At 45.2% G+C, this 16,633-nt stretch carries 16 protein-coding genes; 9 read left to right on the forward strand and 7 right to left on the reverse strand.

What is annotated here, in order from left to right; translation table 11 throughout:
- Positions 1-179: 179 nt before the first annotated feature.
- The 5 genes from H5T88_07005 to hisB are packed head-to-tail and all read left to right on the forward strand — an operon-like array spanning position 180 to position 5,258.
- Positions 180-842: a helix-turn-helix domain-containing protein gene (locus tag H5T88_07005; protein MBC7330091.1), complete on the forward strand. Its 663-nt coding sequence runs from the start codon at positions 180-182 to the stop codon at positions 840-842.
- 3 nt (positions 843-845) lie between these two features.
- Positions 846-2,339 carry a radical SAM protein gene (locus H5T88_07010; GenBank protein MBC7330092.1) on the forward strand — a complete coding sequence of 498 codons (1,494 nt, stop codon included), beginning with the start codon at positions 846-848 and terminating at the stop codon, positions 2,337-2,339.
- Between the two features lie 20 nt (positions 2,340-2,359).
- Positions 2,360-3,754: a radical SAM protein gene (locus H5T88_07015; protein MBC7330093.1), complete on the forward strand. Its 1,395-nt coding sequence runs from the start codon at positions 2,360-2,362 to the stop codon at positions 3,752-3,754.
- Entirely contained in the window at positions 3,700-4,683 is a 984-nt protein-coding gene (locus tag H5T88_07020; protein ID MBC7330094.1) for an HAD-IA family hydrolase, read from the forward strand. The genes H5T88_07015 and H5T88_07020 overlap by 55 nt, the downstream gene beginning before the upstream one ends.
- The gene (hisB, locus tag H5T88_07025; protein ID MBC7330095.1) at positions 4,680-5,258 is read left to right on the forward strand and encodes an imidazoleglycerol-phosphate dehydratase HisB; all 579 of its coding nucleotides are present in this window, start codon (positions 4,680-4,682) and stop codon (positions 5,256-5,258) included. The genes H5T88_07020 and hisB overlap by 4 nt, the downstream gene beginning before the upstream one ends.
- Here hisB and H5T88_07030 read toward each other — a convergent pair.
- Both H5T88_07030 and H5T88_07035 read right to left on the reverse strand, forming a co-directional pair.
- Positions 5,242-7,146: a glycogen debranching enzyme family protein gene (locus H5T88_07030; GenBank protein ID MBC7330096.1), complete on the reverse strand. Its 1,905-nt coding sequence runs from the start codon at positions 7,144-7,146 to the stop codon at positions 5,242-5,244. The two genes, hisB and H5T88_07030, sit on opposite strands and share 17 nt — an antisense overlap.
- Positions 7,143-8,873 carry a GAF domain-containing protein gene (locus H5T88_07035; protein MBC7330097.1) on the reverse strand — a complete coding sequence of 577 codons (1,731 nt, stop codon included), beginning with the start codon at positions 8,871-8,873 and terminating at the stop codon, positions 7,143-7,145. The genes H5T88_07030 and H5T88_07035 overlap by 4 nt, the downstream gene beginning before the upstream one ends.
- A 142-nt stretch (positions 8,874-9,015) precedes the next feature.
- Between H5T88_07035 and H5T88_07040 the strand changes: the two genes are divergently transcribed.
- The 4 genes from H5T88_07040 to thiD are packed head-to-tail and all read left to right on the forward strand — an operon-like array spanning position 9,016 to position 11,761.
- Positions 9,016-9,354: a hypothetical protein gene (locus H5T88_07040; GenBank protein MBC7330098.1), complete on the forward strand. Its 339-nt coding sequence runs from the start codon at positions 9,016-9,018 to the stop codon at positions 9,352-9,354.
- A gap of 3 nt (positions 9,355-9,357) precedes the next feature.
- On the forward strand, positions 9,358-10,224 hold the full coding sequence (locus H5T88_07045; protein ID MBC7330099.1) for a DUF89 family protein: 867 nt from the start codon (positions 9,358-9,360) through the stop codon (positions 10,222-10,224).
- The gene (locus tag H5T88_07050) at positions 10,212-10,997 is read left to right on the forward strand and encodes a phosphoglycolate/pyridoxal phosphate family phosphatase (protein MBC7330100.1); all 786 of its coding nucleotides are present in this window, start codon (positions 10,212-10,214) and stop codon (positions 10,995-10,997) included. The genes H5T88_07045 and H5T88_07050 overlap by 13 nt, the downstream gene beginning before the upstream one ends.
- The gene (gene thiD, locus H5T88_07055) at positions 10,994-11,761 is read left to right on the forward strand and encodes a bifunctional hydroxymethylpyrimidine kinase/phosphomethylpyrimidine kinase (protein MBC7330101.1); all 768 of its coding nucleotides are present in this window, start codon (positions 10,994-10,996) and stop codon (positions 11,759-11,761) included. The genes H5T88_07050 and thiD overlap by 4 nt, the downstream gene beginning before the upstream one ends.
- Before the next feature lie 11 nt (positions 11,762-11,772).
- On the opposite strand, the gene H5T88_07060 is transcribed toward thiD, so the two are convergent.
- Genes H5T88_07060 through H5T88_07080 form a run of 5 tightly spaced genes read right to left on the reverse strand, consistent with a single transcriptional unit; the run spans position 11,773 to position 16,620 of the window.
- Entirely contained in the window at positions 11,773-12,471 is a 699-nt protein-coding gene (locus H5T88_07060; protein ID MBC7330102.1) for a ComF family protein, read from the reverse strand.
- Positions 12,468-13,211, reverse strand: a complete 744-nt coding sequence (locus H5T88_07065; protein MBC7330103.1) for a WecB/TagA/CpsF family glycosyltransferase — start codon at positions 13,209-13,211, stop codon at positions 12,468-12,470. Before H5T88_07065 ends, H5T88_07060 begins: the two co-directional genes overlap by 4 nt.
- On the reverse strand, positions 13,193-14,452 hold the full coding sequence (locus tag H5T88_07070; protein MBC7330104.1) for an adenosylhomocysteinase: 1,260 nt from the start codon (positions 14,450-14,452) through the stop codon (positions 13,193-13,195). Before H5T88_07070 ends, H5T88_07065 begins: the two co-directional genes overlap by 19 nt.
- Positions 14,449-15,498 (reverse strand): NDP-sugar synthase, encoded by a 1,050-nt coding sequence (locus H5T88_07075; protein ID MBC7330105.1) that lies wholly within the window; start codon positions 15,496-15,498, stop codon positions 14,449-14,451. Before H5T88_07075 ends, H5T88_07070 begins: the two co-directional genes overlap by 4 nt.
- Complete coding sequence (locus tag H5T88_07080; protein ID MBC7330106.1) at positions 15,499-16,620, reverse strand: DegT/DnrJ/EryC1/StrS family aminotransferase; 1,122 nt, start codon at positions 16,618-16,620, stop codon at positions 15,499-15,501. It abuts the gene before it with no gap.
- Positions 16,621-16,633: the final 13 nt, after the last annotated feature.

The raw sequence follows: 16,633 nt of genomic DNA on the forward strand, positions 1-16,633 counted from the left end.
GAACCTTTACAAATTTTCTGAAGTTTTTATTCTCCTCATAAGCTTATTAATCCTTGTCTTCTTATACACTCTACCTAAAAAGATCGCATTTGAATTTGTTTTTGCCAAAATTGGTTTTTGGTATTTTTGGGAAAAATATTGACGACAATGTAGACCCTGCTTATAATTATAATAGGTTTTTGGTATTTTTGGTGATTGATATGCTGACGAGAAGAAGAAGAGAAGCTTTGAAGACCCTCAAGAAATTAACGGAAGAAAGAGGACCTATAGGCTATGAAGAGCTGGCTCAGGCGCTCGGGATTAGCAAATGGTCCGCCTATGAGCTCCTCATTCAGCTTGAGGAGGGAGGATATGTCCAATCGGAGCTGAGAAAATGCAATGGCAAATCTGGTGGACGCCCTTCACTTCGCTTTTACCTTTCTCCCCAGGGGGAAGAAGTATTGGAAGGGGAAAGCGGTTTGGAGGCTTTGAGGGAAGAGATATCCCGTTATTTTCAGTTAGCGAAAAGGGATTTGAAAGCTGCCTCAGCAGCTCTTAAGGAGAAGTTGACCGCAAGGACAACCCCTCTATTACAATCCGCTCATAGCCTCACAATGCTCCTCTTTGAGCTTAAGAATTATTCCTCTGAGCTTTATTCGCGCATCAGAAGAATAATAAAAAGCGGAGAGGACCTTTCCCTCATCAGTGGAGCGGCTATGGTGGGGGATAGACACGGAAGGCTGGATAAAATAATAAGAATCTGTCAGCAGGCTCTCTCACGCTTAAGCAAGGCTCAGAAGGAAATCATCGCCTCCATATTAAAAGAGGAGGCTAAAATCTTGGATATAGGAAAGGAGGCGTAAAGAATGGGGCTGTTGGTAATGAAGAGAAGCCATATAAAGGCGCAGACAGATTACCTGAAGCTGCGGATGCTCTTCAACAACCCTTTGACGAAGGCTACATTAACCCACCTACTCACTAAATCCGACGGAGGAAAGACCCGCTTAGAAGAGTTAATGGATAGACTTGCAAGGGGAGAAAAACCTCGTGGACTCAGGGAACGTCCCATTTTTTCCCTGATGCATACTGTCGCAAGGGCAATTGGCATCCCTCAAGAGAAAATCCCAGAGTATATGGCGCATCCGAACATACGCAGAACCATCCTTAACGCCGCCTTCAGCATTCAAGAATATGGATTGAAACTACCTATGACCTTCTATGCCCCCTTGATGGTCGTCTGGAACATAACTTATACCTGCAATCTTCGCTGTAAACATTGCTATGAAAACGCCGGGACTCTACGCCCCAAAGAGCTATCCACGGGCGAACTCTCAAAGGAAGAAAAGCTCGCTTTGGTAGATGAAATAGCCGATTCCCAGATACCCACCCTTTCTTTCTCCGGTGGGGAACCCCTTCTCTGCAAGGATTTCTGGGATGTCGTGGAAAAGGCAAGAGAAAGAGGGCTCTACCTTTCAATGAACACGAACGGCACAGCTATTACGCCAGAGGTAGCGAAGAAATTAAAGGAATACGATTTCGCTTATGTGGCGGTGAGCATTGATAGCGCTAATCCGGAAAAACATGATTTCTTCCGAGGGGTTAAAGGGGCTTGGGAGAGGTCTATCAAAGGAATTAAGAATGTTATTGAAGCAGGAGGCAATGCTATTCTCTCCGTCACCGTGACGAGATACAATTACGATGAGTTTCAGGATATCCTGGAATTGGGACGGAAATTGGGAGTTTACAAGGTTATGGTCTACAACTTCATACCAACAGGAAGGGGTAGGGAAATCTGGAATAGGGATTTAAACCCTGATGAAAAGGAGTCAATCCTTCAGCAGATGTATGATTTTCTCCTTGAAGGTGGTTCTCTCTGCACCACATCGCCTCAGCTCGGCAGATTCTGTTTGGAGAAGGACAAGCCAGAGTTCGCCCCCATCGCTCATTTAGGCGTCGGAAAGGCTAAGGACCTCTCCCTTCTCGCCGAGCTAATCGGTGGATGTGGCGTGGCAAGAGCATATATGGCTGTTCAGCCGGATGGCACCTACACTCCCTGTGTTTATATGCCCGATGTCCATCTTGGTCATTTCAGAACGGATAGAATTCTTGATGTATGGCATAATCATCCCTTCCTCAATAAATTAAGGGACAGGAGCAAATTATGGGGCGCTTGCGGCAACTGTGAATACAACAGGGCTTGTGGTGGTTGCCGGGCAAGGGCACTCGCCTACTTCGGCGACCCAATGGCTCCCGACCCAGGATGTATAAAGAACAGAGATTATTTTGAGGAGTTCGTAAACAAACACCCAGAGATTTATTCTTATTCTGAAACTGAAGAAATTCCCTCTGCAAGCGAGTAAAAAGAAAGGAGGAATTGAAGATGTCTCTAAGAAAAAAGGCAATTGGGATAGCAGCTAGCCAAGCAATGAGAATCATCGCTCCACTACTCAATCGTTTTTCCGACGATAACTTGATCCGCTTGACATATGTTTTGGAGAAGGTGGCGCGCCTTGATTATCATAAACAGCAGATAAGGGAGCTTCGCGCCCTCTTCGAGAGGCGACATCCAGCAATAGAGTTCGCACGCCGAGTGCTAAGGGACACAAATCCAACCGTGAGGAAAAAACTCTTCAACAATCTCGGTTTGAATTGCGTTTATTTAACAATTGATAAGAGAAAAGAGCTTGAGGCTCAGGGACTTGCCGCGCCCTTCCTCATAGTCATAAGCCCCACGATGCGCTGCAACCTTAACTGTATCGGCTGCTACGCTGGCTCCTATCGCAAAGAAAGCGACCTCCCCTTTGATGTCTTTGATAGAGTCATAAGCGAAGCTAAAGAGATGGGGACCTATTTCTTCACGATATCCGGTGGAGAGCCATTTATCTACGAGGGGCTACTGGATATATTCAAGAAACACAACGATGCCAGCTTTTTGGTTTATACCAATGGAACGCTCATAGATGAGGAAATGGCGAAGAAGTTGGGGAAATTGGGAAATGTTGCTCCCGCTATCAGCATAGAAGGCTATAAAGAGGAAACAGATTATAGGCGAGGAAAAGGAGTTTATGAGAAGGTGCTAAAGGCTATGGATAACCTCAAAAAGGAAGGGGTCTTCTTCGGGTTCTCCGCCACCTATACAAGCCTGAATTATGATACCATCTCAAGCGAAGAATTTGTGGATTTCCTCATAGATAAAGGTTGCTTCTTCGGTTGGTATTTTATGTATGTGCCAGTTGGCAAGAATCCCGATACCTCCCTTATGGTTACCCCAGAGCAAAGACAATATGTTAGGGAGAGAATCTGGAAGGTAAGGGATACAAAGCCCATCTTCGTCGCAGATTTCTGGAACGATGGGCATCTCACTTCCGGTTGTATGGCTGGAGGAAGGTTGTATGCACATATAAACAATAAGGGCGAGGTCGAGCCCTGCGTATTCTCCCACTTCGCTGTTGACAATGTGAAAGAGAAGTCGCTTTTTGAATGCCTCAATTCGCCCTTCTTCAAAGCTATAAGGCGCCGGTTCCCCTGGACGGATAATTATTTCAAGCCTTGTATGATTGTTGACAACCCCTGGGTATTAAGGGAATCTGCCCAAGAGGGTGGCGCTTATCCAACCCATCCCGGGGCTGATAGTCTATTTACTGAATTGAAGGATTTTTTGGATGAATACTCCCGAAAGATGGAAGAGGTAACACGCCCCGTTATGGAGGAATACAAGGCTTGGTTGGAGAAGAAAAAGCAAAAAGTAACAAGCGGAGAGGAGAGCAAGGGATAACCCTTCAAGAAGTGAAAACCAAATTCGTCCAACCTCGGGTCAAACCTCTATTAAAAGAGGTCAATGCTTTAATTTTCGATGTAGATGGTGTGCTCTTGGATGTCCATCAATCCTTCTGGGATGTTATCTTACTTACAACCAAAAAATATCTTGAGCTCCTTTCCATAAAAAGCCCGTTTGTCCCCCGCAAATCCCATATTAAGCTCTTGAAAATGGCAGGAGGATTCAACAACGACTGGGATGTAACCTCTGCCCTCATACTCATATCACTCTCCTATGCATTCAATCATCCCTTGAATCTAAGGGAAATCGGAGAAGAAATCTACAAACGAGGCGGTGGCTTAACCCAATTAGAGGCTCTGCTTAGGGAAAAAATTCCCGTTGATTTCCCAAAAATCAGTTCCCTTTTGGATAAATCCTTGGTTGAACGCCTATTCAAGGAGATTTACGCGGGGAAAGATACACCCATTGTGTATGGGTTCCAGCCAAAGTTTATATCTCCCGAGCAGGAAGGGTTATATAAGAACGAAATCCCCCTTTTAAAGCCCGAAGATATCCCTCCCTTCATTGAAAAAATCGCCCTCTTCACAGGGAGGACAGCTGGGGAAACTCTTCTCGCCCTCAAAATGACGGGTTTCGCCTCCCTTATCCCACAAGAGCACATACTAACAGCTGATGACGGATTGAACAAACCCGACGAGGAAAAGCTCAAACAGTTGGCAAACAAACTCGGGGCTAAAGTAGCAATATATGTGGGAGATGCAATTGATGACCTCCGCTCCGTCCCTAAAGGAGATTCCTCTCTTTTATCTTGTATTGTTCAAAAAAGAAATAAAAAGATATTCAGGAAAGAAGGAGCGGATATAATAGTCCCTGATACGATTTCCCTCATTCAACTTCTCAAGGAGGAAAGGAGCGAGGAAAAATGAGGATGGCGGAGATTAAACGCCAGACGAAGGAAACTGATATAGAAGTGAAGCTAATAGTTGATGGAGAGGGGAAAGCAGATGTTTCAACGGGTATTGGTTTTTTAGACCATATGCTCGTAACACTGGCGAGATTTTCTCTACTTGACATCTTTTTAAAAGCCAAAGGAGACCTTCATGTTGACCAACATCATCTCGTTGAAGATATAGGCATATGTCTCGGGCAGGCTCTTGATAAGGCACTAAGTGAAAGAAAGGGTATAAAAAGATTCGGCTTTGCCATTGCTCCAATGGATGAAGCTCTTGTTCTTTCCTCAATTGATATATCGGGAAGAGGCGGGTTTTGGAAGGATTTTTCCCTCAAGAAAACCAAGGTTGGTGGTTTTGAGACAGAAACGGTTGAGGAATTCTTCCGCCAGCTCGCTTTCAACGCCAAAATCACTCTTCACTTGAAACTTCTCAGCGGTGATAACCTACATCATATAATAGAAGCTATGTTTAAATCCTTCGCATTAGCCTTGCGAGAAGCCGTTAAAATAGAGGGAGAAGAAATCCCTTCAACTAAGGGGATGCTTTAATCCTTTCCATCTCCCACAAAATCCTCAAAACCTCGCCAACGCTCCAGGCTTGGCTTATACATCCCCTCGGCGTCCAGGGATAATCACCATCAAAGATTTCCGAGATTGTTCCCAAGCCAGCCTCCCGTAGGTGCCCATAAAATGGCTCAACTAACCACTCAAACTTTTTTTCTCCAAGTCCCCGCAGAAGTTCCCAAAGGAAGCCAATTAGGTAAGCCCAGGCAGTCCCCTGATGATAGGCGCTATCCCTTTCTGCAACTCCACCCTCATATCTTCCCCTGTATCCTGGTTCTCTTTTCCCCAGACTGCGTAAACCCAAGGGTGTATAAAGCTCCTTAAATGCGAGGTTGGCAATTTCCCTTTTCTTATTTATTGTCAAAGGGACAAACGGAAGCGCTCCAGCGATGACTTGGTTTGGACGCAAGGAGGCAACTTTTTCATCCCCTCTTATGACATCATATAAGCCTAAAGGGGCTATAAATTCTTTCAAAAAGCTCCTTCTCGCCCTTTCAAGTAAGTCGGAAAATAAAAAATCCTTTCCCAATCTCTGGGAAAGGATTCCCAGAAAAGATAGGGAAAAAAGCCAAAGGGCGTTCACTTCCACTGCCTTCCCGTAGCGAGGGACAACCGGCTTCCCATCTATTTTAGCATCCATCCAATCCATACAAATATTTTCATTCCCTGCCCATACCAAACCATCCTCATCTATCCTAACATATTCCCCCTCCCCTCTAATTAAATCCTCAATTATTTTCTCCAAATATGGATAGATCTCCATTGCGAAGCTCTTATCCCACTTAGCTTCTAAGAATTTATAGACAGTCCAGAAAAGCCAAAATGTCGCATCAATGCTGTTGTAAAGGGTTTCACCCTCCATAAAGGAATTCGGTATCAACCCACCATTTAGATATGTTAAAAAGGAAAATATTATTTCCTTACCTTCCTCAATCCTTCCCAGAGACAGACACAAGCCAGGGAGGGATATCATAGTATCCCTGCCCCAATCGGTAAACCAGTGATAGCCTGCTATTATGCTCTTCCTTCCAAACCATTCCACGAAAAAAGAATCAGCAGAGAGAAGAAGCGATTTTATATCTTCGCCTTCTCCTATCTCGCTCTTAGCCAAAATCCTTTCCGCCCTTTTACCCTCTTCCTTAAAAAGCTCCCTTGAGGATTCCTTCAGCAATTCCGAAGAACAAATAAAGCCAACATCCTCTCCACTTTTGAGTTCAACTTCAAAAGCACCGATATTGAAATGGTCCTCCTTATAATCCAATCCTCGCTCCCTTTCCTTCGGATAAGTCATATCGTAATACCAATCACTACCTTTTCGGAAGCTTCCCTTTTCACATTTTATGAAGAACCTATATGGTTTTATAATCTCTACAAAATTCCCTCCGCTTCTGAACTGCCATTCCTCCCTGCTTCTTTTTAGAGAGTGGTAGGAGCGGAAGTTCAGCAAGGGAAGAAGGCGAAGTTTAAAGGGGGTCTCTGCTCTTAAAACCTCGTAAATGACAACCAGTGCGTTCCTTCCCTTGGGCAGGATTAGGCTCTTCTTCAGCAAAATCCCCTCAGCATCATAAACCCAGTTCACAGACCAGCCTGTGAAGGAAAAACTCAAAATCCTTTTATGCCCATCTGGATGAACCACTTCATTGTAAATATTTGATGAAAGGGGGATTCTTTCATCCTCTTTCACTACTTCTTCCTCTATCTTTGATAATATTAACTTTCTATCCTCTGAGGGAGCGAGGAAGAAACCGTGATAGCGGCGAGTATTGATGCCCAAGACCGAAGATGATACGAATCCACCTTTCCCGTTTGCCAGAAGCCACTCTCTATCAAGCGCGGAAGGAAAGGCGATTTGCTCTCCGCTAAGATGAATCACTCTTCCTTAGGAGGTGGAGCGGGTGGAAGTGTGAAGTAAAAGGTTGAACCCTTTCCCTCCTCGCTCTCCACCCATATCTTTCCGCCGTGAGCCTCAACGAGGTGCCTTGTGAGGTAGAGTCCAAGACCAGTTCCCGAAATCTTTCTTCCCTCCACTCGGACAAACCTTTGAAAGAGACGAGGAAGCACATCCTTCGGAATCCCCAATCCCTGGTCCTTAACAGCAACCAATACGCCTCCGGTTTCGGGGTCCTCCTTTATCGTTATCCTTACCTCTCCGCCATTAGGAGAATATTTCACCGCGTTGCTCACAAGGTTAGTTATTATTTGGTCCACCTTATCTTCATCTGCGATAACCGTGGGCACTGGCTCTTGGACATCTAAAACGAATTCATGCTTTGATGTGTAATTCTTTTGTATTTCTACTATCTTCTTTGCGATGTCTACAACATCCACGGGCTTTAGAACCAATTCCAATGCCCTTCCCGACTCAATACGAGAGAGGTTAAGGAGGTCATTAATCAGCCTCGTTAATCTATCACATTCCTGGTCTATTATCTGTAGGAATTCTCTCCGTGTCTCAAGGTCGTAGTAGCCTTCAGTGTCCGACAGCAATGTAGCGACAAAACCCTTTATTGAGGTAAGGGGCGTTCTAAGCTCGTGGGATACATGGGAAACGAAATCGGTCTTCATTTGGTCAAGACGCTTCAACTCGGTTATATCAGATAAGATGGTTACCTCACCCAAAGTTTCATTGTTTTCACCAGTTATAGGCGCTGTTTGTGCCTGGAAATAACGCTCGCTTGTGCCCACCGTGAAAGTGAGTTCCTCCACCACTTCCTCTCCATTCTCCAGTGTCCTCCTTATTATCTCCCTTACTCTTTCATCTTTTATAACTTCTTGATAATCAGCTCCCACGCTGTTATTTGGAGGTATCTCCAATAGCTGTCTCGCAACATGGTTAAGAACAGTTATTCTCCCTTTATTATTAACCGCAAGCACACCCACAAGCATGCTCTCAAGAGTGGCTTCCAGTTGTCTCTTCTCCTCCAATGCCTCAAGATAGAGCTTTGCCTGAGCAATAACGGAAGCTGCCGAGCGGGCAAGAACCATAGCAAGACGCACATCTTCATCCGTAAACTGCCCACCAAAGCGCTTGTTAAAGACCTTTAACACACCTACCCTAATTCTATCAACTACTTTTCCATCTTCATCCCTTCTCTCCACTATAAGAGGGACGGTAAGGGAATTCCTTATCCCAAAAAGGCTGGCGAACTCCTTAGCAGTGCGTGGGTCGGACAAGGAATCATTAACTATGATGGGCTGCCCGGTCATAAACGCCTCCCCACTCACTCCTTGCGTTGCCCTTGTGCGATAAAGTTTCACCTCCTCATCGGTCATACCAAAGGCTGGAGGTTGAGCAACTAGCTCACCAGTATCCTTGTCGTAGAGCTTTATTACACATTTCTCCGCTTGAAGAATCATGGCTATCTTCGTGACCAGACGTTTAAGGGTATCCCTCAGCTCCTCGGTAGTGGTAATAGGAGCGGCGGGTTCCTCAACGGTGGTCGGCGCTTCACTTACAGGAGTAGTCCTACCCGTTCTCCTCTCCAACTGCCCCCTCAGATGCTCTATTTCCTCTTTTAGCGCCTTGTTTTCCGCCAAGAGCTTCTCATATTCCGCCTCTAAAGCTTGATACTTCGCTTTCCAGTCAATGCTCGCCTTCATAGTTCAATAGAACACCTCCTATTATCATTTTACATACCATATATTCCTTTGTCAATACTCCTTAAGAGCGTCCGAAGGTTGAATATTCGCTCTTTAAATAATATAATAAATTTCAAAGAAAATTGGAAGGAGGAGTGACTCTATGGAAGAATCTCAAGCGAAGAAAATAGGCGATGTTTTCCGGAAAATCGGGAAAACAGTGCAGGCACAAGCGGAGATAGCTAGCCTTCGCCTCCAAATAAGGAAAAAAGAAGGACAAAAGAGAGAGATTTATCAGAAAATAGGCGAGAAGGTTTATTCGCTCTATCCTAAGGGATTGGTTAAGAATTCCACACTCATCTCGATGTGCGAAGAGCTTAAAAAACTTGATGAGGAGATAAAGGAAATTGAGGAAAAGATAGCCTCTCTATTGGAGGAGCCGAAAGAGGAAAAACAAGAAGAGACAGACGAGGAAGGTATAGAGGAAGAAATAGAAGAGTAAGAGATGAGGATAAGACCAGATTGCCTCGCCTGCGTCTTCAGGCAGTGCTTGGAAGCGACGAAATTATCAAACTCCGACGAGAATAAAGCTTTTTCCGCCTTAAAAGCAGCGGCTAACCTCATACCATCTTTCAATAATTCCGATACCCCGATGAGCATCACTATGGCTATGCATAGGATGGTGCGGGAAAGGCTTGGTATTGATGACCCCTATAAGGAGGTTAAGAGGAGTTTCAACGAGAAAGGGGCAAGAGCCTATCCTCTCCTCGTTCAACTAATGAGAAGCTCACACGAGCCTCTTGAAACTGCGATAAAGATTGCCATAGCGGGAAACATCGTAGACTATGCCCTACCGATTGAGAAAGACCTTGATAAATCCCTTAGGTTAGCCCTTGAGTCCCCTTTGCCGATGAGGGATTGGGAGATATTCCGTAAAGAGCTGGAAAAGAGCAAAAACATTCTCTATTTGCTTGATAACGCAGGGGAAATATTCTACGACAAAATTTTAATTGAGCACCTCGTTGAAAGGGGATATGAGGTCGCCGCGGTTGTGAGAGGTGGTCCAGCGATAAACGATGCTCTACTCGAGGATGCTCGCTTCGCGGGAATAGATAAGTTAGCGAGAGTCTTAACAACGGGCTTGGATACAGTGGGATTTATATTGAACCAGGCCTCCAAAGAATTTCTTAGGGCGCTTGACCAAGCGGATTTAATCATCGCTAAAGGGCAGGCGAACCTTGAATCGTTGGACGAAACCGATTATCCAGCTTTCTTTCTCCTCAAGGCGAAATGTCCCATCATTGCTGAATTGACAGGAGTAGAGGTGGGTGGCATAGTTTTTCAAGCGAATCGCAGGCGATGGAGAAGATAAAGCTCGTTATCTTCGATTTAGACGGAGTTATTTATAGAGGAAACTCCCTTTTGCCCGGCGCCAAGGAAACGATAGAGGAGCTTCGTAAGAGGGGTAAATCCATCGCATTCCTAACGAATAATTCTACCAGAACCCGGTATCAATATATAAGGAAATTATCCCGTTTGGGGATTAAATCGCAAGTAAAGGAGATTTTCACCTCCGCCTGGGGAACAGCCAATTTCTTGAAAACTAAAGGAACAAGAAAAGCTTTGGTCATCGGCGAGGAAGGCTTGAAAAAAGAACTTAAATGGGCTGGAATAGAGGTCACTTCCCTCCCCCAAAACGATGTAGATTACGTAGTGGTTGGTTTAGACCGTCGGTTTAATTATAAGAAGCTTTGCAACGCTTTTGAAGCAGTGAAAAAAGGAGCCACGTTCGTAGCTACAAATATGGATTATACATTCCCTTTAGAGGATAAAATCGTCCCTGGAGGGGGGTCTATCGTGGCCTCGCTCCGCTGGGCTCTAAACATGGAACCTATCGTTATAGGAAAGCCCTCTCCCTTCCTTTTGGAATCCATAATGAATCACTACGGCGTGGTTAAGGAACAGGCGGTTATCGTTGGTGATAGATTGGATACGGATATAGAAATGGGAAAGAAAGCAGGAATGAGAACAGTGCTTGTCTTAACGGGCGTGACGAGCAGGGAAGAAGCGGAGAGACAAGCTATAAAGCCGGACGAGATAATAGAGAAATTGGACGATTTAATGGATTTAGAATGGTTGAAATGAGGAGAGTTCTCACAATAGGTGGCTCCGACCCCACGGGTGGAGCGGGAATCCAAATGGACTTGAAAGTTTTCCAAACACTTGGAGTATGGGGGCTCTCTTGTGTAACAACGGTTACAGTTCAAACAACCTTCGGTGTAGAAAAGATAACCAAGATTCCCCCTCACATTGTTGCTCGGCAGATAGATGCGGCAGTTTTGGATATCGGGATAGACGCCTGCAAGATTGGAATGCTCTACGCACCACGAATTGTGAGCGTAGTGGCTGAAAGAATAAAACGCAGACGTATACAAAATGTCGTCCTTGACCCCATCATAAAGGCAAAGGGCGGGCGTGTGCTTCTCACCCCAAAAGCCTTTAAACGGCTAAAACAAGAACTCATCCCCCTATCTCTTATAATCACCCCAAACTTAGAAGAGGCAGAGGCAATATGCGGATTTTCAGTTCGTTCCCCTGAGGATATGGAGCTCGCTGCCCAAAAGTTATACGAGATGGGAGCGAGATTCGTTCTCATTAAAGGAGGTCATCTCCCCTCCGACCCCATTGATGTTCTATTCGATGGAAAAAACTTCCACCGCTTTTCCTCACCCCGCATAAAGAAGACCGTTCACGGCACAGGGTGCATTCTATCCTCCGCTATAGCGAGCTATTTAGCGAAAGGGGAAAGCCTTTTTGATAGCGTGAGGTCTGCCATAGAGTTCACTCATTCAGCGATAGAACGGGCGGTCCTTTTGGGTAAAGGACCACATTATTTAGTGCCTTTCTGACGCCTCCCTTTTTAACCCAATGTTATGTCCCTTGCAACGGTGAGAACCCACACCCTCTCTGCTTTCGCTCTCTTTAAGACAAGCGAACAAGCGGAGGCGGTTGCTCCTGTTGTCATAACATCATCCACTAAAAGCACCCGTTTCCCTTTAACTTCTTCTTTTGCTGTAAGCCCAATTGCCCCTCTAACATTTGAAAATCTCTCCTGCCTACCCAATCCCACTTGCCTCCTTACCTCCCTTCTCCATTCTAAAAGAGAAGGGTAAAAAGGAAGAGAAAGCAAATCAGCTACTCCAGCTCCTAATATAAGAGCCGTGCTATATCCTCTCTCTTTCAAACTCCTCTTGTGAGGTGGAACAGGGATGACGCAGTCAATTTTCCAATAAGGCGGTATCGCCTTAACCATCAAATCCGTTAGAACCTTCTCCATTTCCACGATACCCCTAAATTTGAAGGTAAGAAGCATTTCCCTGAGAACTCCCTCGTATAAACCTCCAGCCCTTGCCCCGTCGAAGTGAAGGTTTAAATCTTTGCAGAAATAACAAATCGGACCCTCCTGAGGAGCACCGCAGAGTTGACAAGGGTTTTTTATTTTTTTAACTTCCCGAAGGCAATCATCACATATGACAACTCCCCTCTTTCCATATCCGAGGCAGAAATGGGGAAATATCAATTCTAAAAGATTCTTGATAATTTCCTTCACACACTTCATTTAGACTTGGGGAAAAACCTTGACTGAAAAATTAGCCAATAGAAGTAAGGTAGCTTTGCCACTTTCTCAATTTTAGACGGCTGGCATATGAGCCTGTATAACCATTCCAGCCCAAGCCGGCGCAAAAGGCGAGGCGCCCTTTTAACCCTTCCCGAGAGGACATCAAGAGTCCCACCTACGCCAATTGCAACTTTTACACCCAGCTTCTCCCTGTTCCTCCAAATGAACTTCTCCTGAAGGGGAATCCCCATTCCCACCAATAAGATATCTGCTCCACTTTCCCTGACCATCTTAACTATTGTTTCTTCTTCTTTAAAATATCCATGATAACAACCCACAATTTTAATATCAGGGTACAGTTCTTTAACCTTTTGCCTTGCCTCCTCAGCCACTCCCTTCTTACCACCCAAAAAGAAAAACTTCCAACCTCTTTTCTCGGCTATGGGGAAAAGGGCGTTAACTATATCGGCTCCCGCTACCCTTCCTTTAACAGGAATTCCCAACATCTTCGCTCCCAGCACAACCCCCATACCATCCGGCGTCACAAGGTGAGCGGAGCGCAAGATGGAAGCAAATTCCTCATCTTCCCAAGCTACAACACAGGAATAGGCATCACAGGTGACAATAAGATGAAATCCACCCTCCTCTATAAATTGGCAGATTTTGCAGATTACCTCCCCTTCACTTAATGCTGATAACTTTCCCTTGAGAAATGGATAAATTATGTCCCTTCCGCCCACGATTTAAGATATATTTCCTGTTCAGGAGTAAGCTTATCAATCTCAACTCCCAAAGAGGCGAGTTTTAAGCGAGCTATCGTTTCCTCTATTTCCTGGGGAACATTGTGAACAGCTGGCTTTAAGGAACTCGCATTTTTGGCAAGGTATTCCAGGCAGAGGGCTTGGGTAGCGAATGACATATCCATAACCGCTGAAGGGTGACCCTCGGCAGCGGAGAGATTCACAAGCCTGCCTTCCGCTAAAAGGTACAGTCTCCTATCATTCTCAAGGACGTATTCTGTAACGACGGGGCGGATTTGTCTCTTTTCCCTCGCCATTCCCTCTAAAGCCTCAATGTCTATCTCCACATTGAAATGACCAGAGTTCGCCAATATGGCACCATCTTTCATGAGCTTGAAATGTTCTTCCCGCAAGACGCTTTTATTGCCCGTAACCGTTACGAAAATATCCCCTATTTTAGCTGCCTCCAGGGAATGCATCACTTGAAAACCATCCATCACCGCTTCCAGCGCCTTTAATGGGTCAACCTCACAGATAATTACTTGAGCTCCCATTCCCTTCGCTCTCATAGCCACCCCTCTTCCACACCAGCCGTAGCCGAAGACAACGAACTTTTTGCCAGCAAGGAGGATGTTGGTAGCCCGAAAAATTCCATCTATAGTTGATTGACCTGTTCCATAGCGATTATCAAAGAGATATTTGGAGCGAGCATCGTTTACGGCGATTATTGGGTACTTGAGGACTTCATCTCTTGCCATACTCCTCAATCTAATGACGCCTGTGGTCGTCTCCTCAGTTCCTCCCATCGTTTCTCCAATTAAATCCTCCCTTCTCGTGTGAAGGGTCGTTACAAGGTCGGCACCATCGTCTACAGTAAGGTTTGGTCTTTCCTCCAAAACAGAAATTATATGACTGTAATATGTCTCCTTATCCTCTCCTTTAATGGCAAAAACGGGGATTTGGAAAAATTTAACGAGCGCTGCCGCTACCTCGTCTTGTGTGCTGAGTGGATTGGAGGCACAGAGGAAAACTTGCGCCCCACCTCTTTTGAGGGCAAGGGCGAGATTAGCGGTTTCCGAGGTTATATGTAAACAACAGCCTATCCTTAACCCAGAAAGGGGTTTTTCTTTCTCAAACCTTTCCCCTATCATCCTCAAAACCGGCATCTCCCTTCCCGCCCATTCTATCTTCTTCATCCCCTCCTCAGCTAATGAAATGTCCTTTATATGATATTTCTTCATCTTCCTCCTCCTTCCTTGCGAAATGGACTTACGATTATTCCATCAAAGATGGCAGCGTTGGATGATACCTCACACTCCTCTCCCACTATGCACCCTTCTATCATTGTCTTCTTCCCCACTTTCGCTCCACGCCAAAGAATGCTCCCCTTAACCACAGCCTCTTCCTCAATAATACACTCATCAGCTAAAACGGTCCCCTCCAAAATTTTTGCCCCCTTCTTTATGCGACATCTATTACCAATCACCACCGGATATTCAATGTATGAGGAAGGTTCAATCTCAACATCGTCTCCTTGCCAGAAGAACGGCTTCACTTCTTTTAAAGGAATCTTGAAATTTACCTTTTTGTATAAAACATCTCTATGTGTTTCCTTGTATTGCTTTATGTTTCCCACATCCTTCCAATAGCCCAGAGCCAAATAGCCATAGAAGGGAATTTTCTTGTTTATGAGAAGGGGAAATAAATCTCGCCCAAAATCAAAGAACTGCCCCTTGGGAATTAGCTCCAATACCTCTGGTTCCAATATATATATTCCCGTGTTAACCGTGTTGGAAGGTATCCTCTCCCCTCTCGGTTTCTCTATGAAAGCTATCACCTTCCCCCTTTCGTTTGTTAGGACAACTCCGTATTCGCTCGGGTCGTCAACTAAGGAAAGAGCTATTGTAACCATCGCTTTTTTCTCCTTGTGATAGGCCAGCACACGCCGCAGGTCAATATCGCAGAGGTCATCCGCGCCCACGACTAAAAAAGTGCCATCAAAGAAATCCTCGCTTTTCTTTACTCCTCCCGCCGTTCCAAGAGGCTCCTCCTCATAGGAGTAGGTTATTGAAACACCCAATCTTTCTCCGTTTCCCAACCAATTAGTTATCTTCTCCGCGAGATAATGGACATTTATTACTATATCCCTGAAGCCGTGTTCCCGGAGAAACTCTATAATATGCTCAATAACAGGTTTGTTTGCTATGGGAACCATGGGCTTAGGCACATTGCGAGTCAATGGGTCTAATCTTGAGCCCACTCCGGCAGCCAGAATCATCGCCTTCACTTAAACCTCTCTCCTCCCATAGAACCTCCTAATCGCATTTGCTACACGAATTATTTGCTCCTCCCTCAAGTGGGGGTGGACTGGCAAGGATATCACCTCTCTTGCCGCTCTCTCTGCCTCGGGAAAATCTCCCTCCTTGTAGCCTAAATAGGAGAAAGCGGGCTGGAGATGAAGCGGTAAGGGATAATAAATCATCGTCTGAATTCCTTCACCCAAAAGATGCTTCCTGAGCTCGTCTCTATTCTTTGCCCTTATCGTGAATTGATGATAGGTATGATAATTTCCTTCCACCTCTTCGGGAAGGATTATCTCCTCTACATCGTTTAATAGTTGTTTGTAGAGTTTGGCGTTTTCCCTTCTCTTTTCCGTCCATTCGCTGAGATATTTCAGCTTTACAAGCAAAACAGCCGCCTGCAGCTCGTCAAGCCTGCTGTTGGTTCCGAGGAAGTTAAATAGGTAATCCTTTCCCCCATGACAACGCAAGAGCTTTAACTTCTCGTAAATCTCTACATTTGATGTCAAAATCATCCCTCCATCGCCTATAGCCCCGAGGTTCTTCGTGGGATAAAAACTAAGACAACCAACATCTCCAAATGAGGAAACAGGCTTCCCTCTATGAAGGGCACCTATAGCCTGTGCAGAATCTTCAATTATGTATAGGGACTTTTCTTTGGCGATTTGAGTGAAGGATGTCATATCGCAAGCCTGTCCAAATAAGTGAACAGGCATTATCGCCTTTGTCCTCCTCCTTATTCTATTTCCCACCTCCTCAGGAGAGATATTGAAGGTTAGAGGGTCAATATCGGCGAATACAGGACGAGCACCCACTATTACTATACTCTCTGCGGAAGCGACAAATGAAAAGGGAGAGGTTATGACCTCGTCTCCTTTGTTTATGCTCAGGGCGTGAAGGGAAAGGGTGAGGGCATCAGTTCCCGAGTTTACACCCACTCCAAATCGTGTTCCGCAGAGGGAAGCTATTTCTCTCTCAAGTTGAGCTACATTCTCTCCCAGAACATATCGTCCTGAGAGAATGACCTCCTCAATAGCGGGTAAAATTTGAGGCAGTAAAATCTTATGCTGGTAGGCCAGGTCGTTTATGTGAATAGTTTCTTTTTCCATCTTGGAAATTATA

The sequence above is a fragment of the bacterium genome (assembly GCA_014360495.1).
Taxonomy (GTDB): domain Bacteria; phylum Armatimonadota; class JACIXR01; order JACIXR01; family JACIXR01; genus JACIXR01.